The sequence below is a fragment of the Pseudomonas sp. P1_A1 genome (assembly GCF_056406935.1).
The window spans coordinates 201,156-226,544 of sequence record NZ_JBFTZE010000010.1 but is presented as its reverse complement, the minus strand read 5'-3'; the positions used below and the strand labels follow the sequence as shown (position 1 = coordinate 226,544).

The 25,389-nt window shown below is 60.6% G+C and carries 29 protein-coding genes; 11 read left to right on the top strand and 18 right to left on the bottom strand.

The window, feature by feature from the left end:
• The first annotated feature begins 33 nt into the window (after positions 1-33).
• The 6 genes from AC1D2Q_RS17265 (at position 34) to AC1D2Q_RS17240 (ending at position 6,780) form a co-directional block, all read left to right on the top strand.
• Positions 34-924 carry a 2-hydroxy-3-oxopropionate reductase gene (locus tag AC1D2Q_RS17265; protein ID WP_477813947.1) on the top strand — a complete coding sequence of 297 codons (891 nt, stop codon included), beginning with the start codon at positions 34-36 and terminating at the stop codon, positions 922-924.
• 86 nt (positions 925-1,010) lie between these two features.
• Positions 1,011-2,291 carry a glycerate kinase type-2 family protein gene (locus AC1D2Q_RS17260; RefSeq protein ID WP_477813946.1) on the top strand — a complete coding sequence of 427 codons (1,281 nt, stop codon included), beginning with the start codon at positions 1,011-1,013 and terminating at the stop codon, positions 2,289-2,291.
• The gene (gene pyk, locus AC1D2Q_RS17255) at positions 2,281-3,696 is read left to right on the top strand and encodes a pyruvate kinase (protein WP_477813945.1); all 1,416 of its coding nucleotides are present in this window, start codon (positions 2,281-2,283) and stop codon (positions 3,694-3,696) included. The genes AC1D2Q_RS17260 and pyk overlap by 11 nt, the downstream gene beginning before the upstream one ends.
• Positions 3,697-3,914: 218 nt before the next feature.
• Positions 3,915-4,829 carry an urea transporter gene (locus AC1D2Q_RS17250; RefSeq protein ID WP_477813944.1) on the top strand — a complete coding sequence of 305 codons (915 nt, stop codon included), beginning with the start codon at positions 3,915-3,917 and terminating at the stop codon, positions 4,827-4,829.
• Positions 4,830-4,850: 21 nt separating this feature from the next.
• Positions 4,851-5,675 carry an ion transporter gene (locus AC1D2Q_RS17245; RefSeq protein ID WP_477813943.1) on the top strand — a complete coding sequence of 275 codons (825 nt, stop codon included), beginning with the start codon at positions 4,851-4,853 and terminating at the stop codon, positions 5,673-5,675.
• Between the two features lie 106 nt (positions 5,676-5,781).
• The gene (locus AC1D2Q_RS17240; RefSeq protein ID WP_477813942.1) at positions 5,782-6,780 is read left to right on the top strand and encodes a sulfate ABC transporter substrate-binding protein; all 999 of its coding nucleotides are present in this window, start codon (positions 5,782-5,784) and stop codon (positions 6,778-6,780) included.
• A gap of 57 nt (positions 6,781-6,837) precedes the next feature.
• On the opposite strand, the gene AC1D2Q_RS17235 is transcribed toward AC1D2Q_RS17240, so the two are convergent.
• On the bottom strand, positions 6,838-7,467 hold the full coding sequence (locus tag AC1D2Q_RS17235; RefSeq protein WP_477813941.1) for a hypothetical protein: 630 nt from the start codon (positions 7,465-7,467) through the stop codon (positions 6,838-6,840).
• Between the two features lie 226 nt (positions 7,468-7,693).
• Between AC1D2Q_RS17235 and AC1D2Q_RS17230 the strand changes: the two genes are divergently transcribed.
• From AC1D2Q_RS17230 to AC1D2Q_RS17220, 3 genes are all read left to right on the top strand, one after another.
• Positions 7,694-8,899, top strand: a complete 1,206-nt coding sequence (locus tag AC1D2Q_RS17230) for an MFS transporter (RefSeq protein WP_477813940.1) — start codon at positions 7,694-7,696, stop codon at positions 8,897-8,899.
• A gap of 244 nt (positions 8,900-9,143) precedes the next feature.
• A complete protein-coding gene (locus AC1D2Q_RS17225) occupies positions 9,144-9,611 on the top strand; it encodes a helix-turn-helix domain-containing protein (protein WP_018925078.1) in 468 nt (155 codons plus the stop codon).
• On the top strand, positions 9,608-10,183 hold the full coding sequence (locus tag AC1D2Q_RS17220) for a PIN domain-containing protein (RefSeq protein ID WP_477813939.1): 576 nt from the start codon (positions 9,608-9,610) through the stop codon (positions 10,181-10,183). The genes AC1D2Q_RS17225 and AC1D2Q_RS17220 overlap by 4 nt, the downstream gene beginning before the upstream one ends.
• Positions 10,184-10,239: 56 nt before the next feature.
• Here AC1D2Q_RS17220 and AC1D2Q_RS17215 read toward each other — a convergent pair whose 3' ends face one another.
• From AC1D2Q_RS17215 to ccmA, 10 genes are all read right to left on the bottom strand, one after another.
• Entirely contained in the window at positions 10,240-10,638 is a 399-nt protein-coding gene (locus tag AC1D2Q_RS17215; RefSeq protein ID WP_019648126.1) for a hypothetical protein, read from the bottom strand.
• Between the two features lie 14 nt (positions 10,639-10,652).
• The gene (ccmI, locus tag AC1D2Q_RS17210; protein WP_477813938.1) at positions 10,653-11,855 is read right to left on the bottom strand and encodes a c-type cytochrome biogenesis protein CcmI; all 1,203 of its coding nucleotides are present in this window, start codon (positions 11,853-11,855) and stop codon (positions 10,653-10,655) included.
• Positions 11,848-12,321 (bottom strand): cytochrome c-type biogenesis protein, encoded by a 474-nt coding sequence (locus AC1D2Q_RS17205; RefSeq protein ID WP_477813937.1) that lies wholly within the window; start codon positions 12,319-12,321, stop codon positions 11,848-11,850. Before AC1D2Q_RS17205 ends, ccmI begins: the two co-directional genes overlap by 8 nt.
• Positions 12,318-12,854, bottom strand: coding sequence for a DsbE family thiol:disulfide interchange protein (locus tag AC1D2Q_RS17200; RefSeq protein WP_477813936.1), 537 nt, complete (start codon positions 12,852-12,854; stop codon positions 12,318-12,320). The genes AC1D2Q_RS17205 and AC1D2Q_RS17200 overlap by 4 nt, the downstream gene beginning before the upstream one ends.
• Positions 12,851-14,854 (bottom strand): heme lyase CcmF/NrfE family subunit, encoded by a 2,004-nt coding sequence (locus AC1D2Q_RS17195; protein ID WP_477813935.1) that lies wholly within the window; start codon positions 14,852-14,854, stop codon positions 12,851-12,853. The genes AC1D2Q_RS17200 and AC1D2Q_RS17195 overlap by 4 nt, the downstream gene beginning before the upstream one ends.
• A gap of 3 nt (positions 14,855-14,857) precedes the next feature.
• A complete protein-coding gene (ccmE, locus tag AC1D2Q_RS17190; protein ID WP_477813934.1) occupies positions 14,858-15,313 on the bottom strand; it encodes a cytochrome c maturation protein CcmE in 456 nt (151 codons plus the stop codon).
• Complete coding sequence (gene ccmD, locus AC1D2Q_RS17185; protein WP_007939192.1) at positions 15,310-15,486, bottom strand: heme exporter protein CcmD; 177 nt, start codon at positions 15,484-15,486, stop codon at positions 15,310-15,312. The genes ccmE and ccmD overlap by 4 nt, the downstream gene beginning before the upstream one ends.
• Positions 15,483-16,238 carry a heme ABC transporter permease gene (locus AC1D2Q_RS17180; RefSeq protein ID WP_477813933.1) on the bottom strand — a complete coding sequence of 252 codons (756 nt, stop codon included), beginning with the start codon at positions 16,236-16,238 and terminating at the stop codon, positions 15,483-15,485. Before AC1D2Q_RS17180 ends, ccmD begins: the two co-directional genes overlap by 4 nt.
• An 80-nt stretch (positions 16,239-16,318) precedes the next feature.
• Positions 16,319-16,987, bottom strand: coding sequence for a heme exporter protein CcmB (gene ccmB / locus AC1D2Q_RS17175; protein ID WP_007939195.1), 669 nt, complete (start codon positions 16,985-16,987; stop codon positions 16,319-16,321).
• Positions 16,984-17,619 carry a cytochrome c biogenesis heme-transporting ATPase CcmA gene (gene ccmA, locus AC1D2Q_RS17170; RefSeq protein ID WP_477813932.1) on the bottom strand — a complete coding sequence of 212 codons (636 nt, stop codon included), beginning with the start codon at positions 17,617-17,619 and terminating at the stop codon, positions 16,984-16,986. The genes ccmB and ccmA overlap by 4 nt, the downstream gene beginning before the upstream one ends.
• Positions 17,620-17,816: 197 nt before the next feature.
• Here ccmA and fliK point away from each other — a divergent pair, with 197 nt between their 5' ends.
• Both fliK and AC1D2Q_RS17160 read left to right on the top strand, forming a co-directional pair.
• Positions 17,817-19,391: a flagellar hook-length control protein FliK gene (gene fliK / locus AC1D2Q_RS17165; protein WP_477813931.1), complete on the top strand. Its 1,575-nt coding sequence runs from the start codon at positions 17,817-17,819 to the stop codon at positions 19,389-19,391.
• Complete coding sequence (locus tag AC1D2Q_RS17160; RefSeq protein ID WP_477813930.1) at positions 19,388-19,717, top strand: EscU/YscU/HrcU family type III secretion system export apparatus switch protein; 330 nt, start codon at positions 19,388-19,390, stop codon at positions 19,715-19,717. Before fliK ends, AC1D2Q_RS17160 begins: the two co-directional genes overlap by 4 nt.
• Before the next feature lie 117 nt (positions 19,718-19,834).
• Here AC1D2Q_RS17160 and AC1D2Q_RS17155 read toward each other — a convergent pair whose 3' ends face one another.
• The 7 genes from AC1D2Q_RS17155 to AC1D2Q_RS17125 all read right to left on the bottom strand — a co-directional run bounded on the left by AC1D2Q_RS17155 (position 19,835) and on the right by AC1D2Q_RS17125 (position 25,382).
• Positions 19,835-20,227 carry a DUF2802 domain-containing protein gene (locus AC1D2Q_RS17155; RefSeq protein ID WP_105339832.1) on the bottom strand — a complete coding sequence of 131 codons (393 nt, stop codon included), beginning with the start codon at positions 20,225-20,227 and terminating at the stop codon, positions 19,835-19,837.
• Entirely contained in the window at positions 20,228-20,713 is a 486-nt protein-coding gene (locus tag AC1D2Q_RS17150) for a chemotaxis protein CheW (protein ID WP_007938663.1), read from the bottom strand.
• A 73-nt stretch (positions 20,714-20,786) separates the two neighbouring features.
• Entirely contained in the window at positions 20,787-21,653 is an 867-nt protein-coding gene (locus AC1D2Q_RS17145; RefSeq protein WP_477813929.1) for a CheW domain-containing protein, read from the bottom strand.
• A gap of 120 nt (positions 21,654-21,773) precedes the next feature.
• Positions 21,774-22,562 (bottom strand): ParA family protein, encoded by a 789-nt coding sequence (locus tag AC1D2Q_RS17140; protein WP_007938661.1) that lies wholly within the window; start codon positions 22,560-22,562, stop codon positions 21,774-21,776.
• A 43-nt stretch (positions 22,563-22,605) separates the two neighbouring features.
• Positions 22,606-23,499, bottom strand: a complete 894-nt coding sequence (gene motD, locus AC1D2Q_RS17135; protein WP_477813965.1) for a flagellar motor protein MotD — start codon at positions 23,497-23,499, stop codon at positions 22,606-22,608.
• A gap of 12 nt (positions 23,500-23,511) precedes the next feature.
• A complete protein-coding gene (locus AC1D2Q_RS17130) occupies positions 23,512-24,252 on the bottom strand; it encodes a flagellar motor protein (RefSeq protein ID WP_007938659.1) in 741 nt (246 codons plus the stop codon).
• Entirely contained in the window at positions 24,252-25,382 is a 1,131-nt protein-coding gene (locus tag AC1D2Q_RS17125) for a protein-glutamate methylesterase/protein-glutamine glutaminase (RefSeq protein WP_477813928.1), read from the bottom strand. The genes AC1D2Q_RS17130 and AC1D2Q_RS17125 overlap by 1 nt, the downstream gene beginning before the upstream one ends.
• Positions 25,383-25,389 lie beyond the last annotated feature (7 nt).

Below are 25,389 nucleotides of genomic sequence, written 5' to 3'. Positions count from 1 at the left end.
GCGAACAGAGCAATAAAACAAGAGGATTTTCTCATGGCTAAAATCGGATTTATCGGCACCGGCATCATGGGCCACCCAATGGCGTTGAACCTGCAGAAAGCCGGTCACAGCCTGTTCCTGTCGGCGCACCACGACGCCGCCCCTGTCGATCTGCTGGCTGCTGGCGCCGTTGCGCTGGCCAACCCGAAAGAAGTCGCCCAGGAAGCTGAATTCATCATCGTCATGGTGCCGGATACCCCGCAGGTCGACGACGTGCTGTTCCGCGCCGACGGTGTTGCGGCGGGCGTCAGCAAGGGCAAAGTCGTGATCGACATGAGCTCGATCTCGCCGACGGCCACCAAAACCTTCGCCGCCAAAATCAACGAAAAAGGCGCGCAATACCTCGACGCACCGGTTTCCGGCGGTGAAGTCGGCGCCAAGGCTGCGACCCTGAGCATCATGGTCGGTGGTGAAGCCGATGCCTTCGAACGCGCCCTGCCGCTGTTCCAGGCCATGGGCAAGAACATCACCCTGGTCGGTGGCAACGGCGACGGGCAAACCGCGAAAGTGGCGAACCAGATCATCGTCGCGCTGAACATCCAGGCCGTGGCCGAAGCGCTGCTGTTCGCCTCGAAAAACGGTGCCGACCCAGCGAAAGTACGTGAAGCGCTGATGGGTGGTTTCGCCTCGTCGAAGATCCTGGAAGTTCACGGCGAGCGCATGATCAAGGGCACCTTCGACCCGGGCTTCCGCATCAGCCTGCACCAGAAGGACCTGAACCTGGCCCTGGCCGGTGCGCGCGAGCTGAACATCAACCTGCCGAACACCGCCAACGCCCAGCAAGTGTTCAGCACCTGCGCGGCCATCGGTGGCAGCAACTGGGATCACTCGGCGTTGATCAAGGGCCTGGAACACATGGCGAATTTCTCGATTCGCGACAAATAACACCTGCCCCTTACCGATCATTCCCATGCTCTGCGTGGGAACGATCATTAGCACCATACCCAGAACAATAAAAATTGGAGCCCGCCATGTCGGTCGATCCGCAACAATTGCTGCGCGAGCTGTTTGCCACAGCCATCGACGCGGCCCATCCGCAGCATGTCCTTGAAGCCCATTTGCCAACTGACCGCAGCGGTCGGGTGATCGTCATCGGCGCCGGTAAAGCCGCCGCAGCCATGGCCCAGGTGGTCGAACGCTGCTGGCAGGGTGAAGTGTCTGGCCTGGTGGTGACCCGCTACGGCCACGGCGCCCCGTGCGAAAAAATCGAAGTGGTCGAAGCCGCGCATCCGGTGCCGGACGCTGCCGGTCTGGCCGTCGCGAAACGGGTTCTGGAACTGGTCAGCAACCTGAGCGAAGACGACCGTGTGATCTTCCTTCTGTCCGGCGGTGGATCGGCATTGTTGGCACTTCCCGCAGCCGGCATCACCCTGGCCGACAAACAATCGATCAACAAAGCCCTGCTCAAATCCGGCGCGACCATTGGCGAGATGAACTGCGTGCGCAAGCACCTCTCGGCGATCAAGGGCGGCCGTCTGGGCAAAGCCTGCTGGCCGGCCACGGTTTACACCTATGCGATTTCCGATGTGCCGGGCGACCTCGCCACGGTCATCGCTTCCGGCCCCACCGTGGCCGACCCGAGCACCTCGGCTGAAGCGTTGGCGATCCTCAAGCGTTATGCCATCGAAGCCCCGGCCTCGGTGCGCAACTGGCTGCAAAGCCCCGAGTCGGAAACGGTCAAACCCGGCGATCCGAGCCTGGCCCGCAGTCATTTCCAATTGATCGCCCGCCCACAGCAGTCACTGGAAGCGGCGGCGGTGAAAGCCCGTCAGGCTGGTTTCAGCCCATTGATTCTCGGCGACCTGGAAGGTGAATCCCGGGAAGTGGCGAAGGTCCACGCCGGCATTGCGCGGCAGATCGTCCAGCACGGCCAGCCGCTGGCGGCGCCGTGCGTGATTCTGTCCGGCGGCGAAACCACCGTCACCGTGCGCGGCAATGGCCGTGGCGGGCGCAACGCCGAATTCCTGTTGAGCCTGACCGACAGCCTCAAAGGCCTGCCCGGCGTCTACGCCCTGGCCGGTGACACCGACGGCATCGACGGCTCCGAAGACAACGCCGGCGCCATCATGACTCCGGACAGCTATGCCCGTGCCGCCGCCCTCGGCCTGAACGCCAGCGATGAGCTGGACAATAACAATGGCTATGGCTACTTCGCGGCGCTCGACGCACTGATCGTCACCGAGCCGACCCGTACCAACGTCAACGACTTCCGCGCCATTCTGATTCTCGAGAGCCCTAAACATGACGCCTGACAAGAAGGTCAAAATCCTCGCCACCCTCGGCCCGGCCACCGACGGGATCGACGATATCCGTGAACTGGTGCGCGCCGGGGTCAATATCTTTCGCCTGAACTTCAGCCACGGCGATCACGCCGACCACGCGCAGCGCTATCGGTGGATTCGTGAGGTCGAGCGCCAGTTGAATTATCCGCTGGGGATTCTGATGGACCTGCAAGGCCCGAAACTGCGGGTCGGCAAATTCGCCCAGGGCAAAGTGCAGCTATATCGCGGCCAGGCGCTGCGCCTGGATCTGGATGCGACGCCGGGGGACGAGCGCCGGGTCAACTTGCCTCACCCGGAAATCATCGCCGCGCTGGAGCCCGGCATGGACCTGCTGCTGGATGACGGTAAGTTGCGTCTGCGAGTGGTGACCAAGTACGCCGACGCCATCGACACCACGGTGCTCAACGGCGGCGAACTGTCGGACCGCAAAGGCGTCAACGTGCCGCAAGCGGTGCTCGACCTGAGCCCGCTGACCGCCAAGGACCGCCGTGATTTGAGCTTCGGTCTGGAGTTGGGGGTGGACTGGGTCGCGCTGTCGTTCGTGCAACGCGCGGAAGACATCCGCGAAGCCCGCGCGCTGATCGGGGACAAAGCGTTCTTGATGGCCAAGATCGAGAAGCCATCGGCCGTGGCTCAGCTGCGGGAAATCGCTGAATTGAGCGATGCGATCATGGTCGCTCGCGGTGATCTGGGCGTGGAAGTGCCGGCCGAAAGCGTGCCGCAGATTCAGAAAAACATCATCGGCACCTGCCGCCAACTCGGCAAACCGGTGGTGGTGGCGACGCAGATGCTGGAGTCGATGCGCTTCTCCCCGGCCCCGACCCGTGCCGAAGTCACCGACGTTACCAACGCGGTGGCCGAAGGCGCGGACGCGGTGATGCTGTCGGCGGAAACCGCGTCCGGCGAGTACCCGCTGGAAGCCGTGCAGATGATGAGCAAGATCATCCGCCAGGTGGAAAACGGCCCGGATTATCAGACCCAACTGGACGTGAGCCGGCCAAAAGCCGAGGCCACGGTGTCGGACGCCATCAGCTGCGCGATCCGCCGTATCAGCAACGTGCTGCCGGTGGCAGTGCTGGTGAACTACAGCGAGTCCGGCACCTCGAGCCTGCGGGCCGCACGGGAACGGCCGACGGTGCCGATCCTCAACCTGACGCCGAACCTGCAGACCGCACGGCGTTTGACGGTGGCGTGGGGCGTGCATTCGGTGGTCAACGATCGGCTGCGGCAGGTGGATGAAGTGTGCTCGACGGCGCTGGAAATCGCCCAGGCACAGGGGATGGCTCAGCGCGGGGATACGTTGCTGATTACCGCGGGCGTGCCCTTCGGGCAGCCGGGGTCAACCAATTCGTTGCGCATCGAGACATTGCTCTAAAGAACTCCCCCTGTAAGAGCTACCCCGGTAAGAACTACCCCTGTGGCGAGGGAGCTTGCTCCCGCTCGGCTGCGAAGCAGTCGTCGCTTTGGCATGACGGTTTCAACAGAAAGACCGCATTGCTGATTTCAGGGCTGCTCCGCAGCCCAGCGGGAGCAAGCTCCCTCGCCACAGATTTGCGCAAGACCCTGGATTTTCCTCTGCCCTAGACCCCACCCATGCCTGCCAACCACTTCAACACCCACTGCCCCGACTGGGCGACCGCCCTGCTCAACGGCTTCAGCCAGATATTCCTCCAGCGCCATCCGCTGTGCGGGCTGTTGTGTCTGTTAGCGATTCTTTTCACCGCACCCGCTCTGCTCGGCGGTGCGCTGCTCGGCGGTGTCGCCGGGCTGCTCACCGCGCAACGTCGCGGGTATGCCAAGACGGATCGTCAGGCCGGACTATTCAGTTACAACGGTATTTTGCTCGGCCTGCTGCTGAGCCTGTATTTCCCATGGTCAGTACTGTTGCCACCGCTGATCATCGCCTGCGGCGGCCTGAGTGCGATGCTCACTCAGCAATGGCTCAAAGGTGCTCGCGATCATCAATGTCTACCAGCGTACACCGCACCCTTCGTTGGGTTGAGCTGGTTATTGCTCGGCTTTGCCGCACCACAGCAACCCGCGCCGCTGATCGAACTGAACACCCTCAACCTGCTCGCCGCCGAATTGAAAGGCCTGGGGCAAGTCATGTTTCTCGGCCATCCCCTGGCCGGCGCGCTGATTGCCGCCGGGTTGCTGATCGCCGATCGCCACGCCTTTGTGTGGGCGCTGCTGGGCTCCGCCGCCGGACTCGGATTTGCCCTTCTGCATGGCGAAACTTCAAATGCCTTGCAGGGTTTGAGCGGTTACAACGCGGTACTCGCCGCCCTCGCCTTCAGCCCGCAACGCCGCCAACCCTGGCTGCCGCTGCTCGGCATTCTGCTCGCGGTATTGCTCACGCCGGGGTTCGCCGCACTGGGCCTGGCAACGCTGACCGCGCCGTTCATTCTTGCCTGCTGGCTGATTCGCGCAGGCATTCGGGTGTTGCGTCAGGCCACCATGGACAGCGCACCTTGCGCTAGCGGGGAGAATCACCCTAGGCTGCGCTGATTCTCGATTCAGGCGTTATCCATGGACAGCAGCAAAAACTGGCGTGAAGCGCTTTACGTCATGATCTTCCAGACCGACACCCAGGCCGGTCGGCGCTTCGACAGCATCTTGCTGTTGATCATCCTCGCCAGCCTGGTGATCGTGGTTCTGGACAGTATCGACAGCGTTCACCAGAACTACGCCGACGTGCTGGCGTACATCGAATGGGGCTTCACCGTCATTTTCGTCATCGAATACGGCCTGCGGCTGTATTGCTCGCCCAAGCCGCTGCGCTACGCGTTCAGCTTCTATGGGTTGGTGGATTTGCTGGCGATCGTGCCCGGCATTCTCGCGCTGTATTACAGCGATGCGCAGTACCTGCTGATCATCCGGATCATACGAATGCTGCGGATTTTCCGCGTGCTCAAGCTCAGCCCGTATCTGAAACAAGCCAACTATTTGATGTCGGCGTTGCGCGGCAGCAAGCAGAAGATCGTGGTGTTTTTGCTCAGTGTCAGCACCCTGGTGACGGTGTTCGGCACCTTGATGTACGTGATCGAAGGCCCGGAGCACGGCTTCACCAGCATTCCCAAAGGCATCTATTGGGCTATCGTGACGCTGACCACCGTGGGCTTTGGCGACATCGTGCCCAAGACGCCACTGGGTCAGGTGATTTCATCCCTGGTGATGATCACCGGTTATTCGATCATCGCCGTGCCGACGGGGATCTTTACCGCGGAACTGGCCAACGCCATGCGCGGTGAACAACTGCAACACGATTGCCCAATCTGCAAGAAAAACAGCCACGAGCATAGCGCGGCGTTCTGCTCTCGTTGTGGCAATGCGTTGTTCAAGAAAATGGAATAAGCAAAGTGTTTTTTAATCTTTAAGCGACTATGCGAGTCCGGCTATAGTCGCTGGCAAATTGCCAATAATCTCCATCGAACACGTTTGATAAAACAAGGAATGCGCAGTGAAAAAACTCTTTGGCGCCTCACTTCTGGCCGCTGGCCTGGCCTTGAGCAGCCTGGCTCAGGCCGCACCGACCCTGCTTAACGTTTCCTACGACGTGATGCGAGATTTCTATAAGGACTACAACGCTGCCTTTCAGAAGCATTGGCAAGCCGAGCACAACGAAAACATCACGCTGCAGATGTCCTTCGGTGGCTCCAGCAAACAGGCGCGCTCGGTGATCGATGGCCTGCCGGCTGACGTCATCACCATGAACATGGCCACCGACATCAACGCCCTGGCGGACAACGGCAAACTGGTCCCGGACAACTGGGTCACACGCCTGCCGAACAACAGCGCGCCGTTCACTTCGGCCACCGTATTCATCGTGCGCAAAGGTAACCCGAAAGCCCTGAAAGATTGGCCGGACCTGCTCAAGGACGGCGTACAGGTGATCGTCCCCAACCCGAAAACCTCGGGCAACGGCCGCTACACCTACCTCTCGGCCTGGGGTTATGTGCTGAAAAACGGCGGTGACGAAAACAAGGCAAAAGCCTTCGTCGGCAAACTGTTCAAACAAGCGCCGGTGCTGGATACCGGTGGCCGCGCCGCCACGACTACTTTCATGACCAACCAGATCGGCGACGTGCTGGTGACCTTCGAAAACGAAGCGGAAATGATTGCTCGCGAGTTTGGTCGTGATCAGTTTGAAGTGATTTACCCGAGTGTTTCCGCTGAAGCCGAGCCGCCGGTGTCGGTGGTCGACAAAGTCGTCGAGAAGAAAGGCACTCGCGCGGCTGCCGAGGAGTATCTGAAATACCTGTGGTCGCCGGAAGGTCAGGAAATTGCGGCTGCCAACTACCTGCGTCCGCGTGATCCGGCGGTGTTGGCGAAGTACACCGATCGCTTCCCGAAAGTGGATTTCCTGTCGGTGGAAAAGACCTTTGGTGACTGGCGCACCGTGCAGAAGACCCACTTCAATGATGGTGGGGTTTTCGACCAGATTTACAACGGCCAGTAATCACTGAGTTCAATGAAAGAGGCGACCTGTGAAGGTCGCCTTTTTTGTGGGATACCGTTACATCGGCGGTGTCACACCGTCCTTGCCGGCCGAAATGGATTGAGCGGTCAGTGTCCCGTCGGCACTCTGGGTCACAAACGTCACGATCTTCACGCCCACCTTCAGCAAGCTGCGATCCCCCGGCACAAGATTGACGATCGGCACATCTTCCGGCACCAGAATCGTCTGTTGGCCGCCCTTGTAATTGACGGTCAGAACCCGGCCGTTGCTGACCACCAGATCGCCTACGCTGCCATTGGTCATGCTGCTGCCCTTGACCAGATCAAAAGGCCGATGGCCGTCGCCGCTGCCGGCCAGTTCCGGCGGGAAGACATGGACTTCCAGCGCTTTGAGAGTGCCGTCTTCCTGGGGCACGGCGGCCGAGCCGATGTAACTGCCGGGCTTGATGTCTTCGATATTAGCCAGGGTGACGGCGCGGATTTTGGTGTCCTTGGTCAGGTTGATCACCACGTTTTCGCCGCTGCTGACGTGGACTTTCAACACGTCGGCGCTGACACCAGTGATCTCGCCGCGCACACCGATACGCATCCCCGGTGCGTCGCCGGCCTGAACAAGACCAGCCGTAAACAAGCTGATCAAGGTAACCACTGAAGCACTGCGGATCAGGTGACGGAACATCGCATTCATGTTGAAGTGCCTTCCGGTTTATGGAACGAAAGAGAACATAAGCACGCTATCGAAGAACAGTGAATGTATCATCGGATCCCGATGGTCGGGCACAGATTCATCGCAGACCGCTCATGGGCGTCACTCATTGCGCAAAGGAATGATGACTATCACTCCAAACCCTCTTCCGCCGCTCTAGCCAGCCGATTAGCCTCTGCGCATTCCTTCTTGTTCAGCGAGCCATGTTATGAATCCAGCGACTCAGGCGCCCCACGGTACCGCGACAATGACCCGAGGGATGGTGCTGCTCTTTGCCTTCTGCTGTGGCGCGATCGTCGCCAACATCTACTACGCCCAGCCGATCATCGGCCTGATCGCGCCGGACATCGGCCTGACCGACACCATGGCCAGCCTGATCGTTTCGCTGACACAGATTGGTTATGCGCTGGGCCTGTTCTTCCTGGTGCCACTGGGGGATCTGCTGGAAAACCGCCGCTTGATGATCATCACCACCGTGGTGGCGATTGCCAGCCTGCTGGGTGCGGCGTTCACCGATCAGCCGAACGTGTTTCTGCTGATTTCGTTGCTGGTGGGTTTCAGCTCGGTCTCGGTACAGATCCTGATTCCGCTGGCCGCCCACCTGACACCGGAAGCGTCGCGCGGCCGCGTGGTTGGCGGGATCATGGGCGGTCTGCTGCTGGGGATTCTGCTGGCACGGCCGGTGTCCAGCGTAGTGGCTGACCACTTCGGCTGGCGCGCGATGTTCGTCATTGCCGCAGCGTTGATGGCTGCAATCAGCATCGTCCTGGCCCTGACAGTGCCCAAGCGCCAGCCTGATCACAGCGCCTCTTATGGCCAGTTACTGGGTTCGCTCTGGACGCTGCTGCGCCAGCAACCGGTGTTGCGTCAGCGGGCCTTTTATCAGGCTTGCATGTTCGCCACCTTCAGCCTGTTCTGGACCGCCGTGCCGCTGGAACTGACGCGCAATCATGGCTTGTCGCAAACCCAGATCGCGATTTTCGCCCTGGTCGGAGCCATCGGCGCGATTGCCGCGCCCATCGCCGGTCGACTGGCCGATGCCGGCCACACCCGCCTCGCCTCGCTGCTGGCGATGCTGTTCGCCAGCCTGAGCTTCCTGCCGGCCTTCATCCACCCGGTCTACAGCGTCATCGGCCTGGCCGTGACGGGCGTGGTGCTGGATTTCTGTGTGCAGATGAACATGGTCCTCGGCCAGCGCGCGGTCTACACCCTCGATGCCAAGAGCCGCGGCCGTCTGAATGCGCTGTACATGACCAGTATCTTCATCGGCGGCGCGTTCGGCTCATCGGTGGCCAGTGCGGTGTACGAACAGGGCGGCTGGTTGTGGATCGTGATTGTCGGCAGCGTGTTTCCGTTGCTGGCGTTGTTGCGGTTTTTGAGTGCTTCGGAGAAGCCTGCACTGGCGACGGCGTAACAACGTTAGAAACATCGTGAACAAACGTAAGTCCCTGTGTGAGCGGGCTTGCCCGCGAAAGCGTCAGGTCAGTCGACATTTCTGCTAAATGTCACACCGCCTTCGCGAACAAGCCTACACACCCGATCTCCAGTACTAACGCGACTGCATAAGGAGCTGAAAAGCCGGTCGTTTCGTTTATTGCGATTTTCGTTTGATTCGAATAGCCTTCCAATATCGATTATTCAGAATATTGGAAAGCATCATGTCACCAGTTATCCATCCCCCCCTTAACCTGCCCATGGAGCGTGAGGTCCAGGCCGCTATCGAAGGTCAGCGCGCCTTGGCTGCCTACCTCGCCACCCAATTCGAAACTCAGCATATCCAGATTTTCGATGAGCAGAATGAAGCACACAGCGTCGAACTTCCCACCTCAGCGCTTCGGTTGCTTGTCGACATCCTGGCAGAGCTCGCTGCAGGCAACGCCGTCAAAGTGGTCCCGGTACACGCTGAACTGACCACCCAGGAAGCGGCGGACTTGCTCAATGTCTCACGCCCGCACCTGATCAAACTGCTGGAGTCCGGTGAGTTGTCCTACCACAAAACCGGCAAGCACCGACGTGTGCGCTTTACCGATTTGATGGACTATAAAACCCAGCGCGACATAGCCAGCGAGCAAGCAATGACGCTTCTCGCCGAGCAGGCACAAGCGTTAAGGACAGGATACGAGTGAGGCACTCCCCTTTTACCGCTGTATACGACGCATGTGTTTTGTACCCCGCCCCCTTGAGAGATTTTTTGATGTGGCTCGCGCTCTCCGGGCGCTTCAGGGCGCGATGGTCACTGGAGATACATAACGAATGGAAGCGCAATCTACTGAAGAACCGCCCGGACCTGACAACAGAGCAGTTGGATCGCACGTCCGACTTGATGGATCAGGCCATACCTGATGCTTGCGTCTACGGTTACGAAAGGCTGATCGAAGGGCTAACACTGCCTGATGTCGATGACCGACATGTTCTGGCTGCCGCTATACGCTGCAATGCCAGTGTCATCGTGACCTTTAACCAGAAAGATTTTCCGGATGAAACACTGGGAACCTTTGGCATCGAAGCCCAGCATCCTGACGAGTTCGTCGATAACCTCTTTGATCTGGACCCGGCAGCAGTTGTTGCGGCAGCACAACGACAACGCAAACAGCTAAAGACGCCGCCGATGGATGTCACCACTTATCTCGAACTGCTGTTACGCCAGGGCCTGAATCGGTCGAGCAAGGCGTTGACCCACTATCAGGCGATTCTTTAATCGCCCTTCATAAATGCCGAAAAGCAAAACGGCGATCCTCAGATCGCCGTTTCCATTCACTGCCCGAATTGTCTGCCCAACCCACCCGGTACACCATGGATGTCCGTCTCTTCCCATGGCCCGTTCGGGCTGATCGAGCGGCTCCAGCCGTTGTTCCAGCGGTAATAGGTGCGCTGGCGGTAGAAGGTGTTGGTTTGATTGTCGAGGACGTAAACACCGAGTTTCGCATCCCAATGGCTGTTGCCCCCCGGTGGCGGGGCGAAGCTGGCGGAGGTGCGTGGCACCGGCTTCGATGGTTTGCTCGGCGTGACCGGTTTGCTCGGTGTGGTCGGTTTGGTGCTCGGCTGCGAGGGCGGGATTGGCGGCAACCGTTCCGGTTCGTACTCCTGGACCGCACACGCGCTTAGCCCCAAAACCATCATGCTGAGGAGAGTGATACGAGCGAAGGCGGTCATGGTGGCGTTTCCTGTCATTTATCCGGGCTGTCGATGGTCAGTTTTTGTGGCGCGGTGGTGCTGGTGGCCAAAGGTTGGCTACGACCGATCCATTCGCCGGCAGTCGGTTGGCCGGCGCGGGAGATGCGCGCAACCAGTTGGACTTCGGGGAAGTTCGACAGTTTCAACTGAGGCATCATTGCATCGGCATCGCCCAGCTCGACGGTCGCTGGCAGGTCGGCAACGGTCAGACGCTTGGCCGCCAATGGTGCGGGCGGGCCTGCGGTGGCGCGGGCGAAGATGAACACGCTGTCGCCGGGCTGGACCCTGGCTTTCAAGTCGGGCGCCAGATCGACATGCACCTTGAGCCGTGCTGCAGCTTTGGCTGCAGGCGCCTGAGCCACCTTGCCACCGCTGGCTTCAAGCTTCTCGGCGGCCCGAGCGATGCCGCCTTGCAGCGCGACACGGGATTGGTCATCCGGTGGCAGTTGCACCAGCAGGCGATTCCAGTAGTCAATGGCGTCCTGATAACGCTCGCCTTCAAAGGCCGCGATGCCCAGCAGACCGAGACTGGTGACTTCCTTCGGATCGGCTTTCAGCGCTTCGTCGGTCAGGCTCTGGACCTTGTCCGACCATTTTTTGCCATCGGCAAAGTATTGGGCCTGAGCCCACTGCCCGAGCAGTTCCGGCTGGCGACCGGCCAGGTTCACGGTACGCTCGAAGATCTTCGCCGCATCGCCAGGGCGGTCCTGAGCCATGTAAGTGCGGCCGAGGAAGTACAGGCCCTCGGCCGAATCCGGTTGGGCCGCAACCGCACGCTCCAGGCGACGGGTCATCTCTTCCATCGACTGCGGTGCCTGGGCGAACTCTCGGGTCAGCTCGACTTTGTCGCTGGCACCGAAATGCAGGTACAACCCAAGGCCCAGCACAGGCACCAGAATCGCCGCCAGCAATGGCAACGGCTTGCCCAGACGCGACACTCGCGGTGCCTCGACGCCTTCGGTGTCGGCAAGCAGTTCACGGGCGGCTTCGGCGCGGCCGGCATTCATTTGCTCGGCGTTGAGCACGCCTTCTTCCTGCTGAGTCTGCAACTCAGCCACGCGCTCCTGATACAGCGCGACGTTCAGGGCCGTGCGATCCTCTTCAAGCTGGGCGCGACGACCGCGCAGAACGGGGATCAACAAAAAACTAAGGGCTACCAGAAGCAGCAGGCCTGCAGCGAGCCAGAAATCAATCATGCTTGGTTTTATCCAACAGGTGGTCGAGGCGCTCGCGCTCATCAAAAGAAAGCTCATCCTTGCTGTCGGCACGTTGCACGCGACGACGGCGGACGATCACGGCGATGATCACAAAACCGCCCAGCAGCAGGCCGGCCGGGCCGAACCAGAGCAATGCGGTCTTGGCATTCAGAGCAGGTTTATAACGGACGAAATCACCATAGCGGTCGACCATGAAGTCGATGATCTGCTGGTTGTCCTTGCCCTCGCCGAGCATGCGGAAAATCTCTTTGCGCAGGTCGGCGGCGATCGGTGCGTTGGAGTCGGCGATGTCCTGATTCTGGCACTTGGGGCAACGCAGCTCTTTGGTCAGCTCGCGAAAACGCTCGCGATCGCCTTCTTTGGCGAACTCATAGGTATCGATGGCGGCGTGGGCCACGCCGGCCATGCTCAACCCCAGAACGGCGGCGGCAATCCAGCGCTTCATGGCTTGACCTCGTCGACCAGCGCCTGATACTTGGCCGCCAGTTTTTCGCGCCAGACCTGTTCGTCGATCACCCCGACGAATTTGTCGCGGATGATGCCCTTGGCGTCGATGAAGAAGGTTTCCGGTGCGCCATACACGCCGAGGTTCAGGCCCAGGGTGCCTTCATCGTCACGGACGTCCAGTTGATACGGGTTGTGGAACTCGGCCAGCCACTTCAAGGCATCTGCATTGGTGTCCTTGTAGTTGATGCCGTAGATCACCACGCCCTTCTCGGCCAGTTTGTTCAACACCGGGTGCTCGACCCGGCAGGAAATGCACCAGGTGCCCCACACATTGACCAGTGCCGGTTTACCCAGAACGTCCGCTCTGGTCAGGGTTTTGTCGCCCTGCACCGAGGGCAGGGAAAACTCCGGGAACGGCTTGTCGATCATCGCCGAGGGCAACTCGGCCGGGTTCAGGTACAGCCCCCGATACAAGAAAACAGCAACCACCAGAAAAATCGCCAGCGGCAACAGCATCAACCAACGTCTCATGCGGTGGCTCCCGTCATGCCGAGTGCTTCACGCACGCGGCTTTTTACCTTGACTCGATAACGGCGATCCAGCGCCGCCAGCAACCCGCCTACACCTGTGAGCAGCCCACCGAACCAGATCCAGCGCACGAACGGTTTGACGTGCACGCGAACCGCCCAGGCGCCCTCGCCCAACGGCTCGCCCAGTGCGACGTACAGGTCACGGGTGAAACCGGCGTCGATCCCGGCCTCGGTCATCATCGAGCTCTGCACGGTGTACAGGCGTTTTTCCGGGTGCAGCACGCTGACTTCCTTACCGTCGCGGATCACCCGGATGGTGCCCTTGTCGGAGGTGAAGTTCGGGCCTTCGAAGTGCTTGGCGCCTTCGAATACAAACTGATAACCGGCCAGGCTCATGGATTCACCCGGCGCCAGGCGCAGATCGCGCTCGGCGCTATTCTGGCTCGACAACACGACACCCAGCGCGCAGACGGCAATGCCCAAATGCGCGATTTGCATGCCCCAATAACTGCGGGTCAGGGTCGGCAGTCCTTTGATCAGGCCTTTGTGGCGAGTCTTGTCGAAAATATCCCGCACACCGGCCAACAACACCCAGGCAGCCAGCATGAAGGTCGCCAACACCGCCCAGTTGAAATCGCCGTAAGCAACGCCCGCCACGACGGCCAGCGCGGCGCTGCCGAGTAATACCGGGGTCAGCATGCTCACCAGCCATTTGACCGGGGTGTCTTTCCAGCGCACCACCACGCCGACCGCCATCACTACCATCAGGATCGCCATCAACGGAATGAACAGCGCGTTGAAGTACGGCGGGCCGACCGATAGCTTGGCACCGGTCATCGCATCAAGGATCAGCGGATACAAGGTGCCCAGCAGAATCATCGAAGCAGCCACCACCAGCACCAGGTTGTTGCCCAGCAGTAGGGTTTCCCGGGACCAGAGGTTGAAACCGACGTGGCTCTTGACCACCGGCGCGCGCAAGGCGAACAGCGTCAGCGAACCACCGACCACAAACAGCAGGAAAATCAGGATGAACACGCCCCGTGCAGGATCGGAGGCAAAGGCGTGAACCGAGGTCAGCACCCCGGAACGCACCAGGAAAGTCCCCAGCAGGCTCAATGAAAACGCGGCGATGGCCAACAGCACGGTCCAGCTCTTGAACACGCCACGTTTTTCCGTGACCGCCAACGAGTGAATCAGCGCCGTGCCCACCAGCCAAGGCATGAAGGAGGCGTTTTCCACCGGGTCCCAGAACCACCAGCCGCCCCAGCCGAGTTCGTAGTAGGCCCACCAGGAACCCAACGTGATACCGATGCCAAGGAAGGCCCAGGCGACGATGGTCCACGGACGGGACCAGCGCGCCCACGCCGCATCGAGACGACCGCCCAACAGCGCGGCGATGGCGAAGGCGAAGGCCACGGAAAAGCCGACGTAACCCATGTACAGCATCGGCGGATGAACAATCAGGCCGATGTCTTGCAGCAGAGGATTCAGATCGCGCCCGTCCGCCGGCATCTGCGGCAGGATCCGGGTGAACGGGTTGGACGTCAGGATCAGGAACAGCAGGAAACCGGTGCTGATCATGCCCATCACCGCCAGCACCCGAGCCAGCATCACTTGCGGCAACTGCCGGGAGAACACTGATACGGCGAAGGTCCAACCGCCGAGGATCAACGCCCACAGCAACAACGAACCTTCGTGAGCGCCCCATACGGCGCTGAACTTGTAGTACCACGGTAGCGCGCTGTTGGAGTTGCTGGCCACGTAGGCGACGGAGAAGTCGTCCGCCATGAACGCATACGTCAGGCAACCGAAGGCGAACAGCAAAAACGCGAACTGCCCCCACGCGGCCGGCTGGGCCAGGCTCATCCACAAACGGTCGCCGCGCCAGGCGCCGAGCAACGGCACCACGGCCTGCACCAACGCAAAACACAACGCCAGGATCATGGCCAGATGGCCGAGTTCGGGGATAAACAGCCCCGAGCTGTAAAGTGCGGAAGTCATCCGTTAGCCCTCCTTGGCTGGCGTAGGTGCCGACTGACCACTGTCTTTCAACGCCTTGGTCACTTCCGGCGGCATGTACTTCTCGTCGTGCTTGGCCAGCACTTCGTCGGCCACCACCACGCCTTCAGCGTTGAGCTTGCCGAGGGCAACGATGCCCTGCCCTTCGCGGAACAGGTCCGGGAGGATGCCGCGATAGCTGATGGTCACGGATTTGTTGAAGTCGGTGACGATGAATTTCACGTCCAGGGAATCGCCGGAACGTTGCAGCGAGCCTTTTTCGACCATGCCGCCCGCACGGATGCGCGTGTCTTGCGGCGCTTCGCCGTTGGCGATCTGGGTCGGGGTGTAAAACAGATTGATGTTCTGCTGCAGGGCGCTCAGGGCCAGGCCGACGGCAGCGCCGACACCGACCAGGATCGCGAGAATGATGACAAGACGCTTTTTACGCAGCGGATTCACTGGCCGTTCTCCCGGCGCAAACGACGCGCCTCTTGTTGCAGATACCGCTTGCGGGCCAGGATCGGCGCCGCCACGTTGAGGGCCAGCACCGCCAGGCAAATGCCATAGGCTGACCAGACATACAGGCCGTGATGGCCCATGGCGAGAAAGTCGCCGAATGAAGCGAAACTCATCGAGCGGCCTCCAGACTGTTCTGCACTTCGGATTTCACCCAGCTCGCCCGGGCTTCGCGCTTGAGCACTTCAAGGCGCATGCGCAGCAACAGCACCGCGCCGAAGAAACAGTAGAAACCCAACACCGTCAGCAGCAGCGGCAGCCACATCTCGGCGGGCATCGCCGGTTTTTCGGTGAGGGTGAACGTCGCGCCCTGGTGCAGGGTGTTCCACCACTCCACCGAATATTTGATGATCGGGATGTTGATCACACCGACAATCGCCAGCACCGCGCAGGCCTTGGACGCGCTGTCACGATTGCTGATGGCGTTGCCCAGCGCAATAAGACCGAAGTACAGAAACAGCAGAATCAACATGGACGTAAGTCGCGCATCCCAGACCCACCACGAACCCCAGGTCGGTTTGCCCCAGATCGCCCCGGTGACCAGCGCCACGGCGGTCATCCAGGCACCGATCGGGGCGGCGCATTGCAAGGCGACGTCGGCCAGTTTCATTTTCCACACCAGCCCGACAATGCCGCACACGGCCAGCATCACGTAGATCGATTGCGCCAGCATGGCGGCGGGAACGTGGATATAGATGATTCGAAAGCTGTTGCCTTGCTGGTAGTCCGGCGGTGCGAAGGCCAGGCCCCAGACCACGCCGACGCTAATCAGCAGCAACGCCGCGACGCTCAGCCAGGGCAGCAATTTGCCACTGATGCCGTAAAACCATTTGGGCGAGCCGAGCTTATGAAACCAGGTCCAGTTCATTGCTGTTTCCATCACGGTTGCTGTTCGTTATCACGAAGCAGCCAAAGGGTCTTTACTGGTTAAATTTTAACCAGACCTCATTATTCGCCGACACTGATCTTCAGGCCAGCAGCTATTGCAAAAGGTGCCAGGGTTATCGCCAGGGCGGTCAGGCTACCAAGCCACAAGAGATAACCGGTCGCCGGCATGCCCTGCAATGCCGCCTGCAAGGCGCCACTGCCGAGAATCAACACCGGGATATACAGCGGCAGAATCAGCAGCGCCAGCAACAGGCCACCACGCTTCAATCCTACCGTCAGCGCTGCGCCCACCGCACCGAGCAGGCTCAACACCGGTGTACCGAGCAATAAAGAAAGCAGCAACACCGGCAGACAAGCGGCAGGCAAACCGAGCATCAGCGCCAGCAATGGCGCGAGCAAAACCAGTGCCAGGCCAGAAAAGGCCCAGTGTGCCAGCACCTTGGCCAGCACCAGAAGAGGCAGAGGGTGCGACGAAAGGACCCACTGTTCAAGGGATCCGTCTTCGAAATCACTGCGGAAGAGCCCGTCCAGCGAGAGCAAAACCGATAAAAGCGCCGCCACCCAGACCAGTCCCGGAGACAAGGTTTGCAACAATTGAGTCTCGGGACCGACCGCCAGCGGGAACAAGGAAACGACGATGGCGAAAAATACCAACGGGTTCGCCAATTCGGCGGGACGGCGGAACAGCAAACGGGCCTCACGGGCGACCAACAGGCCGAAAACACTCATACGGCCCAATTCCCCAAATTAATGTCGCGATAGCCGGCCGGCATCCGGCTCAGCGTGTGGTGAGTGGTCAGCACCACCATGCCGCCCCGCTCGCAGTGCGCGGCCAGGTGTTCTTCGAGTTGCGCCACGCCTTGTTTGTCGAGCGCAGTGAACGGCTCGTCGAGGATCCATAGCGGCGGGCTGTCCAGGTACAACCGCGCCAACGCCACACGACGTTGCTGGCCGGCAGACAGGGTGTGACAGGGAACATCCTCGAAACCGCGCAGCCCCACCGCCGCCAGCGCTTGCCAGATCGCCTCATGGGAGGCCGGTTGATGCAAGGCGCAGAGCCAGCTGAGGTTTTCTTCGGGGGTCAGCAGGTCCTTGATGCCGGCGGCGTGGCCGATCCACAGCAGGTTGCGCGCCAGTTCGCTGCGCTGTTCGTTCAGTGGCAGGCCGTTGAGCAACACTTGACCGGCGGTTGGGTGCATCAAGCCACAAAGCAGACGTAACAGGCTGGTCTTGCCACTGCCGTTGGGGCCGCTGATCTGTAACATTTCGCCACTGGCCAGTCGCAATTCGAGATTTTCGAAAAGCAGCCGAAGGTCTCGCTCACAGGCAAGGGCAACGGTTTGCAGGACAGGACTGGTCAAGGGTTCAAGGGCCTTATGCGGTTCAAGTCGGCTCTGGCGCGGCCGTTAAAGAGATGCAGCATAGATGCTATGACGGCTTGTTCTAGAGAGCTGCGTCAATCAATTGCAATGTTTTCGCCACTCAGCGGAAGACGGGCGGCATTATACATGCCGTGTCTCACTCTCAAGAGTGCAATTTCCTCAGGTTGTGTCCGCGTATGACAGGCGAAATGAACATCCTCCCGCTCCCGCCAACCACCCCGGCGACTGCGCGTCCGTTGGTGATCAGCGGCGAGCTGCTCAAGCTGCTGACGCCGGTGGAGGGCCTGATCACGGCCGGTCAGACCGCCAAGGCTGAAGTGCTGTCGCTCAAGCAGGCGGATCAGACCTTTCAACTGTTGCTCAAGGTCACCCTCGACAACGGCCGCCAGACCACGGTCCAGGCCACCAGCACTCAGCCTTTGCCCCAGGGCACCAGTCTGTCGATCACCCAGCCGTCGGCGGGCAATCTGTCGGTCACGGTGCAACAGGCCATCGCCTCCAGCGTCGCCACCCTTACCCGTATCGACACCGCGCAACTGCCGGTCGGCACCCTGCTGCAAGGCAAAGTGCTGACCTCTCAGGTGATGCCGCAGGTGCCGGGCCAGCCGACAGTGTTTCGCTCGATGGTAAGCCTGCTCAACACCGCGCTGAGCGGCAGCACGCTGAGCATCGACAGCCCGACACCGCTGCGCATCGGCACCTTGCTGAGCGCCCTGGTGCAGGACACCCAGACCCTCAAATTCGTGCCGCTGAGCAGCCGTCAGGAACAGTTGGCGGTGACGCAACAATTGGTCAGCCAGCAAAGTCGCCAGGGTTCTCTGGATGGCTTGGTCAAGGTCCTGCAAAACCTGCCGCCGTCGGATCAGACCTCCAGCGACCTGCGCGCCGCCGTGGACAAATTGCTCGCCGGCCTGCCGGACGTCCAACAATTGAGTACGCCCAAAGGCTTGGCCCAGGCGCTGGCCAATAGCGGTCTGTTTCTTGAAGCTAAATTACTGACCGGACAAAACCCGACGCTGGCGCCAGACATGAAAGGCGACCTGCTCAAGCTGATCGCCCAACTGACGCCGGGCCTGCCGGCCAACACCAATTTCAACGCAATCATCGCCGCCAACACCCTGGTCCAGGCCATGCCGAGTTTCGTGCGCAATGCCCTCGGCATGCTCGGGCAAGTCAGTGCCAAGCCGTCGCCGACCAGCTTCCCACTGCCCGAGCGCCTGCTGCAAAGCGCCGAAGGCGAAGATGATCTCGAGCACCTGCTGCGCCTGGCTGCGGCGGCGGTTTCACGTTTGCAAAGTCATCAGCTGTCGAGTCTTGAGCAGACTGGTGTGACCAGCGACGGGCGTTTGATGAGCACCTGGCAACTGGAAATCCCCATGCGCAACCTGCAGGACATCGTGCCGTTACAGGTCAAATTCCAGCGCGAAGAAGCCCCCGAAAAAGAACAACCGCGCGAACGCCGCGACGAACGCGAACCCAAGCAACCGCTATGGCGCGTCGAGCTGGCGTTCGACATGGAACCATTGGGGCCGTTGCAGATACAGGCCCAACTGATCAAAGGCAGCCTCTCCAGTCAGCTGTGGGCCGAACGGCCGTACACCGCGAGCCTGATCGAAAGCAATCTGGCCGCGCTGCGCCAGCGCCTGCTGGATTCCGGGCTGAACGTCGGCGATCTGGATTGCCACCTCGGCACACCGCCACAAGGCCCTCAAACCCGCCTCGAACAACGCTGGGTCGACGAAACCGCATGAACGAATCCACCGCACCACGCCAGGCCATCGCCCTAAAATACGACGGCAGCCACGCCCCTACCCTCACGGCCAAAGGCGACGAAGAACTGGCTGAAGAAATTCTGCGGATCGCCCGGGATTATGAAGTGCCAATTTACGAGAACGCCGAGTTGGTGAAACTGCTGGCGCGGATGGAATTGGGAGAGAGTATTCCCGAGGAGTTGTACCGCACGATTGCCGAGATCATTGCGTTTGCGTGGAATTTGAAGGGCAAGTTTCCGGCGGGGCATGATTCGGATGTGGGGATGGTGGAGAAGGACATTACCGAGCGCGGGGATGATTATTGAATCTTTGTTGAATGCAAAAAGATCGCAGCCTCGTTGCACTCGACAGCTCCTACATTGGAATGGTGTACGCCCTGTAGGAGCTGTCGAGTGCAACGAGACTGCGATCTTTTGATCTTCTCAGTTTCTGTGCAACTTGCTCATCAACTCCGCCTCAGCCTGGGTCAAGCCGCAAGACTGAGTCAGCTCATCGACGCTGGCCCCCATCCCCACCAGACGCGCGGCCTGGGCGAATGAAAGGCTCGACGGATCACGCTGTTCCAACTGCGCCAGTTTGTCCGGCAACGGCCCGACCACCGCGCGCAGTTCGTGCAGGTCCTCCCCCATGCGCACATTGCCGTTCTGGTAGTCGTCGACGCGCTTGGCCAGGTCCTTGATGCGCTGATCGCGCAGCGCATCGCCCTGGGCCTGTTGTGCGGCGATCTGCCTTTGAGCGCGGATGTACGCCAGGAACATTGCCAGCGTGCCTGCCCACAAGAGGAACAGGACAATCACAGCCACCTCAAGAATCAATCAGATACTCTCCAGTTCCGACCATTCTTCTTCGCTCATCATCTTGTCCAGCTCGACCAGGATCAGCAATTCGTTGTTCTTGTTGCACACGCCTTGAATGAACTTGGCGGACTCTTCATTACCGACGTTCGGTGCGGTCTCGATTTCCGACTGACGCAGATAAACCACTTCAGCCACGCTGTCGACCATGATCCCGACCACTTGCTTGTCGGCTTCGATGATGACGATGCGGGTGTTGTCGCTGACGTCGACCGTGCCCAGGCCGAAACGCTGGCGGGTGTCGATCACGGTGACCACGTTGCCACGCAGGTTGATGATACCCAGCACGTAGCTCGGGGCACCCGGCACCGGAGCGATTTCGGTGTAGCGCAGGACTTCCTGCACGCGCATCACGTTGATGCCGTAGGTTTCATTGTCCAGCTTGAAGGTGACCCATTGCAGGATCGGATCTTCGGAACCTTTTGCCGCCGTCGCCTTGTCATTCATACCCTGACCCCTCGAAAAACCGCCCTAGCGGTGTGTATTCAGTGCACCGGCACTTGAATGCCGATGCGTGTTTTTATGTCGGTTTGTGGTTCGGCTTACTGCCGCCCATGTGCTTCACCCCGCCGCTGGCGATCAATTCGGCCAGTGCGGCGACATCGAGCAAGGCGCACATGTGTTCAATCACCGTGCCGGCGAGCCATGGCCGCTGCCCCCGGTGACTTCTCCATTTGATTTCATTCGGGTCCAGACGCAACGAGCGGCTGACCTGATGCACGGCCAGCCCCCATTCGTAGCCCTGGACCGAAATAACGTATTGCAGGCCCTGGCGGAAATCATCGCGGTAGCGGTCCGGCATGACCCAGCGTGCGGTATCCAGCACTTTCAGGTTGCCGGCCTGGCTCGGCAGGATCCCGAGGAACCATTCCGGCTGACCGAACAACGGCGTCAGCTCGTGACCGGCCAGGGAATAAATCGAACCCAGGCACACCAGCGGCACCGCCAGGGTCAACCCGGCGACGTCGAACAACAGGCATTCGAACGGCTCGGCCGCCCATGCCGGGCGACCGTCGTTTTCCACCGGAGGCGGTGTATTGCTCGGCGGCAGATGAACTTCCACCACCGGCGGCACCAATGCTTGCAGCAACGGCGCAATCGTCGACACGGGCGCCAGAATCGGTGCCGGCGCTTCGATCACGGTCACCGGTGCTTTCACCACTGGCGCGACGATGGGGGCTGCGGCCACTGCGGGTGTCTGCGCATCGCGCGCCTGCTCTTCGAGCACCGCCGCCTGGAACTCGTCCAGAGCAGCTTCAGCCTCGACAACCTCGGGCAGCGCCTCGACTTCAGGCAACAGCTCTTCGGTCGCGTCCTGCAGCAAGCCATCCAGATAAGACTGAAGGGCCAATTGCGGGCGCGAGGTGATTTTCACCGGCCGGGTCATGCGAATACCGCCGTAGGAGCTGCCGCAGGCTGCGATCTTCTGACCATTTCAGGAACGCCACAAAGCAAGATCAAAAGATCGCAGCCTGCGGCAGCTCCTACAGAGATAATTGGGTTCATGTCAGGCCACCTGCGGAACAAGTTGCTGGGCCAACAGATGCTTGAGCAGTGCGCGGTAGGCGAGAACGCCGCGACTCTTGCCATCGAATTGCGAAGGCGTCAGCCCTGCCCGGCTCGCGTCACGCAAGCGGGTGTCGATCGGGATGTAGCCTTGCCAGATTTCTTCCGGGTACTTGTCGCGCAGCACGCGCAGGGTGCCGAGGGAAGCCTGGGTGCGGCGGTCGAACAGGGTTGGCACGATGTTGAACGGCAATGCCAGTTTGCGCGAGCGGTTGATCATCGCGAGCGTGTTGACCATGCGTTCCAGGCCTTTGACCGCCAGGTGCTCGGTCTGCACCGGAATCACCAACTGCTGGCTGGCCGCCAAGGCATTGACCATCAGCACGCCGAGCAACGGCGGGCTGTCGATCACGGCGTAATCGAAGTCTTGCCACAACTGCGCCAGACTCTTGGCGATCACCAGGCCCAAACCGCTCTGGCCCGGCGACTGGCGCTCAAGGGTGGCCAGCGCGGTGCTCGATGGCAACAGGGAAATGCGTTCGTCACTGGTGGGCATCAACAACTGACCGGGCAAGCCTTGCGGCACGCTGCCCTTGTGCAGGAACAGGTCGTAGCTGCTGTGCTCCAGGCTGTCGGGGTCGTAACCGAAGTAGCTGGTCATGGAGCCGTGGGGGTCGAGATCGACGACAACCACGCGCTTGCCCGCCTCCGCCAGTAAACCGGCTAAAGCAATGGAGGAAGTGGTTTTACCGACACCACCCTTTTGATTGGCAACTGCCCAGACTCTCATTCGGATTGTTCCTCCCGGTCGAAAACGTCGACCGAGAAATAGCTCAACGTATTAATGCGGGTGACGGAGAATTGACGGCACTCTCGCGTCCCGGCGACTTGACCGGGGTCGGTGCAGTTTGTGTGCCAGCCCGCTTCAATGCGGCATCCGGTTGTGCATGAGCCGTTCCGGTACCGGTGAGGCTACGGCGTACATCAAGATTGCGTGACACCACCAGCACCACCCGACGGTTGCGCGCGCGACCTTCGGCGGTGGCGTTGTTGGCCACTGGCTGGAACTCGCCATAACCCACCGACGCCAGACGACCGGGGTTTACACCCTGCATCGCCAGCATCCGCACGATGCTCGCCGAACGGGCCGAGGACAGTTCCCAGTTGGTCGGGTATTGCGCGGTGCGGATCGGTTGATCGTCGGTGAAGCCTTCGACGTGGATCGGGTTGTCGAAGGGCCGGAGGATCGCGGCAACCTTGTCGATGATGTTGAACGCGATGTCGCTGGGCATCGCGTCGCCGCTGCCGAACAACAGGCTGGAGTTGAGTTCGATCTCAACCCACAACTCGTTGCCGCGCACGGTCATCTGATTGGAACTGATCAAGTCGCCGAACGCCGCGCTGATGTCATCGGCGATGCTTTTGAGCGGGTCGCTGGCACCGGCAATGCCGGCGTCGACCTGCTCGCTGTCCTTGACCAATGGCTTGGCCGGGGTCACGGTCTGCGGTCGCTCTTCGCCGATGGGAATCGGCTTGAGGGCGCGGTCAGAGTCGGTAAACACCCCGATCAACGCCTCGGAAATGATCTTGTACTTGCCTTCGTTGATCGACGAGATCGAGTACATCACCACGAAAAACGCGAACAGCAAGGTGATGAAGTCGGCGTAAGAGACGAGCCAACGTTCATGGTTCACATGTTCTTCAGGTTGCCTGCGACGAGCCATGATTCATTTCCCCCATCAATCCATGAAGCCCTGAAGCTTCAACTCAATAGAGCGAGGGTTTTCACCTTCGGCGATCGACAGGATCCCTTCCAGCAACATTTCGCGATAGCGCGACTGCCGCAACGCGATGGACTTGAGCTTGGCGGCAATCGGCAGCAGCACCAGGTTGGCACTGGCCACGCCGTAGATGGTGGCGACGAAGGCGACGGCAATGCCGCTGCCCAGTTGCGATGGATCGGCCAGGTTGCCCATGACGTGGATCAGGCCCATCACCGCACCGATGATACCGATGGTCGGCGCGTAGCCGCCCATGCTTTCAAAGACTTTGGCGGCTTCGATGTCGCGGCTTTCCTGGGTGTAGAAATCCACTTCCAGAATGCTGCGAATCGCTTCCGGCTCGGCACCGTCGACCAGCAGTTGCAGGCCTTTGCGCGAGTAGCTGTCGGGTTCGGCGTCGGCCACTCCTTCCAGCCCGAGCAAACCTTCCTTGCGAGCGGTCAGGCTCCAGTTCACCACGCGATCAATGCCGCCGGCCAGGTCCACGCGAGGCGGAAACAGAATCCAGGCGAGAATCTGCATGGCGCGCTTGAAGGCACTCATCGGCGATTGCAGCAGCGCGGCACCGATGGTGCCACCGAGTACGATCAACGCCGCCGGGCCGTTGGCCAGCGCGCCAAGGTGACCGCCTTCAAGGTAGTTGCCGCCGATGATGGCGACAAACGCCATGATGATCCCGATAAGGCTGAGCACATCCATCAGATGCAAGCCTCAACCAGATGCCGACCGATGTCGTCGAGGCTGTACACCGCGTCCGCGAGTTCGGCTTTGACGATGGCCATCGGCATGCCATAGATCACGCAGCTGGCTTCATCCTGGGCCCAGATCGCACTGCCGCCCTGCTTGAGCAGACGCGCGCCTTCGCGACCGTCAGCGCCCATGCCGGTCAGTACCACCGCCAGAACTTTGTCGCCGTAGGACTTGGCCGCGGAACCGAAGGTAATGTCCACGCACGGCTTGTAGTTCAGACGTTCGTCGCCCGGCAGGATTTTCACCGCGCCACGGCCGTCGATCATCATCTGCTTGCCACCCGGTGCCAGCAGCGCCAGGCCCGGACGCAGGATGTCGCCATCCTCGGCTTCCTTGACGCTGATGCGGCACAGCTTGTCCAGACGCTCGGCGAAGGCCTTGGTGAAGGCTGCCGGCATGTGCTGGATCAACACGATGGGTGCCGGGAAGTTGGCCGGCAACTGGGTCAGAACCCGTTGCAGCGCAACAGGGCCGCCGGTGGAGGTACCGATGGCGACCAATTTGTAGGCTTTGCGTTTCGGCGCAGGAAATGACGGAGCCGCTGCATGGGGGCGCGCCGCAATCGGTGCCGGTGCCGGACGCGCAGGCGCGCTGCTGCCGTAGCTGCCGACGCTCGAAGGCGCAGGCGTCGGGGCTGGCGCAGCGACCGGCGCCGGAGGGGTGTAGGCACTGACACGACGGTTACTGCGCGAGATGCTGAGAATCTTCTCGCACAGCAGTTGCTTGACCTTCTCCGGGTTACGGGAGATGTCTTCGAAATTCTTCGGCAGGAAGTCCACCGCGCCGGCGTCCAGCGCATCGAGAGTGACCCGGGCGCCTTCGTGGGTCAGCGAGGAAAACATCAATACCGGGGTCGGGCAGCGCTGCATGATGTGCCGCACCGCCGTGATGCCGTCCATCATTGGCATCTCGTAGTCCATGGTGATCACGTCTGGCTTGAGGGCCAGGGCCTGATCGATCGCCTCTTTTCCGTTGGTCGCCGTACCGACGACCTGGATATTTGTATCCGCTGCAAGAATTTCCGAGACGCGGCGGCGGAAAAACCCCGAATCGTCCACCACCAGGACTTTGACTGCCATAAACACT

Coding starts and splice junctions, on each gene's coding strand:
- AC1D2Q_RS17265 (WP_477813947.1), top strand. CDS start 34: ATGGCTAAAATCGGATTTATCGGCACCGGCATCATGGGCCACCCAATG.
- AC1D2Q_RS17260 (WP_477813946.1), top strand. CDS start 1,011: ATGTCGGTCGATCCGCAACAATTGCTGCGCGAGCTGTTTGCCACAGCC.
- pyk (WP_477813945.1), top strand. CDS start 2,281: ATGACGCCTGACAAGAAGGTCAAAATCCTCGCCACCCTCGGCCCGGCC.
- AC1D2Q_RS17250 (WP_477813944.1), top strand. CDS start 3,915: ATGCCTGCCAACCACTTCAACACCCACTGCCCCGACTGGGCGACCGCC.
- AC1D2Q_RS17245 (WP_477813943.1), top strand. CDS start 4,851: ATGGACAGCAGCAAAAACTGGCGTGAAGCGCTTTACGTCATGATCTTC.
- AC1D2Q_RS17235 (WP_477813941.1), bottom strand. CDS start 7,467: ATGAATGCGATGTTCCGTCACCTGATCCGCAGTGCTTCAGTGGTTACC.
- AC1D2Q_RS17230 (WP_477813940.1), top strand. CDS start 7,694: ATGAATCCAGCGACTCAGGCGCCCCACGGTACCGCGACAATGACCCGA.
- AC1D2Q_RS17225 (WP_018925078.1), top strand. CDS start 9,144: ATGTCACCAGTTATCCATCCCCCCCTTAACCTGCCCATGGAGCGTGAG.
- AC1D2Q_RS17215 (WP_019648126.1), bottom strand. CDS start 10,638: ATGACCGCCTTCGCTCGTATCACTCTCCTCAGCATGATGGTTTTGGGG.
- ccmI (WP_477813938.1), bottom strand. CDS start 11,855: ATGATTGATTTCTGGCTCGCTGCAGGCCTGCTGCTTCTGGTAGCCCTT.
- AC1D2Q_RS17205 (WP_477813937.1), bottom strand. CDS start 12,321: ATGAAGCGCTGGATTGCCGCCGCCGTTCTGGGGTTGAGCATGGCCGGC.
- AC1D2Q_RS17200 (WP_477813936.1), bottom strand. CDS start 12,854: ATGAGACGTTGGTTGATGCTGTTGCCGCTGGCGATTTTTCTGGTGGTT.
- AC1D2Q_RS17195 (WP_477813935.1), bottom strand. CDS start 14,854: ATGACTTCCGCACTTTACAGCTCGGGGCTGTTTATCCCCGAACTCGGC.
- ccmD (WP_007939192.1), bottom strand. CDS start 15,486: ATGAGTTTCGCTTCATTCGGCGACTTTCTCGCCATGGGCCATCACGGC.
- AC1D2Q_RS17180 (WP_477813933.1), bottom strand. CDS start 16,238: ATGAACTGGACCTGGTTTCATAAGCTCGGCTCGCCCAAATGGTTTTAC.
- ccmB (WP_007939195.1), bottom strand. CDS start 16,987: ATGAGTGTTTTCGGCCTGTTGGTCGCCCGTGAGGCCCGTTTGCTGTTC.
- fliK (WP_477813931.1), top strand. CDS start 17,817: ATGACAGGCGAAATGAACATCCTCCCGCTCCCGCCAACCACCCCGGCG.
- AC1D2Q_RS17160 (WP_477813930.1), top strand. CDS start 19,388: ATGAACGAATCCACCGCACCACGCCAGGCCATCGCCCTAAAATACGAC.
- AC1D2Q_RS17150 (WP_007938663.1), bottom strand. CDS start 20,713: ATGAATGACAAGGCGACGGCGGCAAAAGGTTCCGAAGATCCGATCCTG.
- AC1D2Q_RS17145 (WP_477813929.1), bottom strand. CDS start 21,653: ATGACCCGGCCGGTGAAAATCACCTCGCGCCCGCAATTGGCCCTTCAG.
- AC1D2Q_RS17140 (WP_007938661.1), bottom strand. CDS start 22,562: ATGAGAGTCTGGGCAGTTGCCAATCAAAAGGGTGGTGTCGGTAAAACC.
- AC1D2Q_RS17130 (WP_007938659.1), bottom strand. CDS start 24,252: ATGGATGTGCTCAGCCTTATCGGGATCATCATGGCGTTTGTCGCCATC.
- AC1D2Q_RS17125 (WP_477813928.1), bottom strand. CDS start 25,382: ATGGCAGTCAAAGTCCTGGTGGTGGACGATTCGGGGTTTTTCCGCCGC.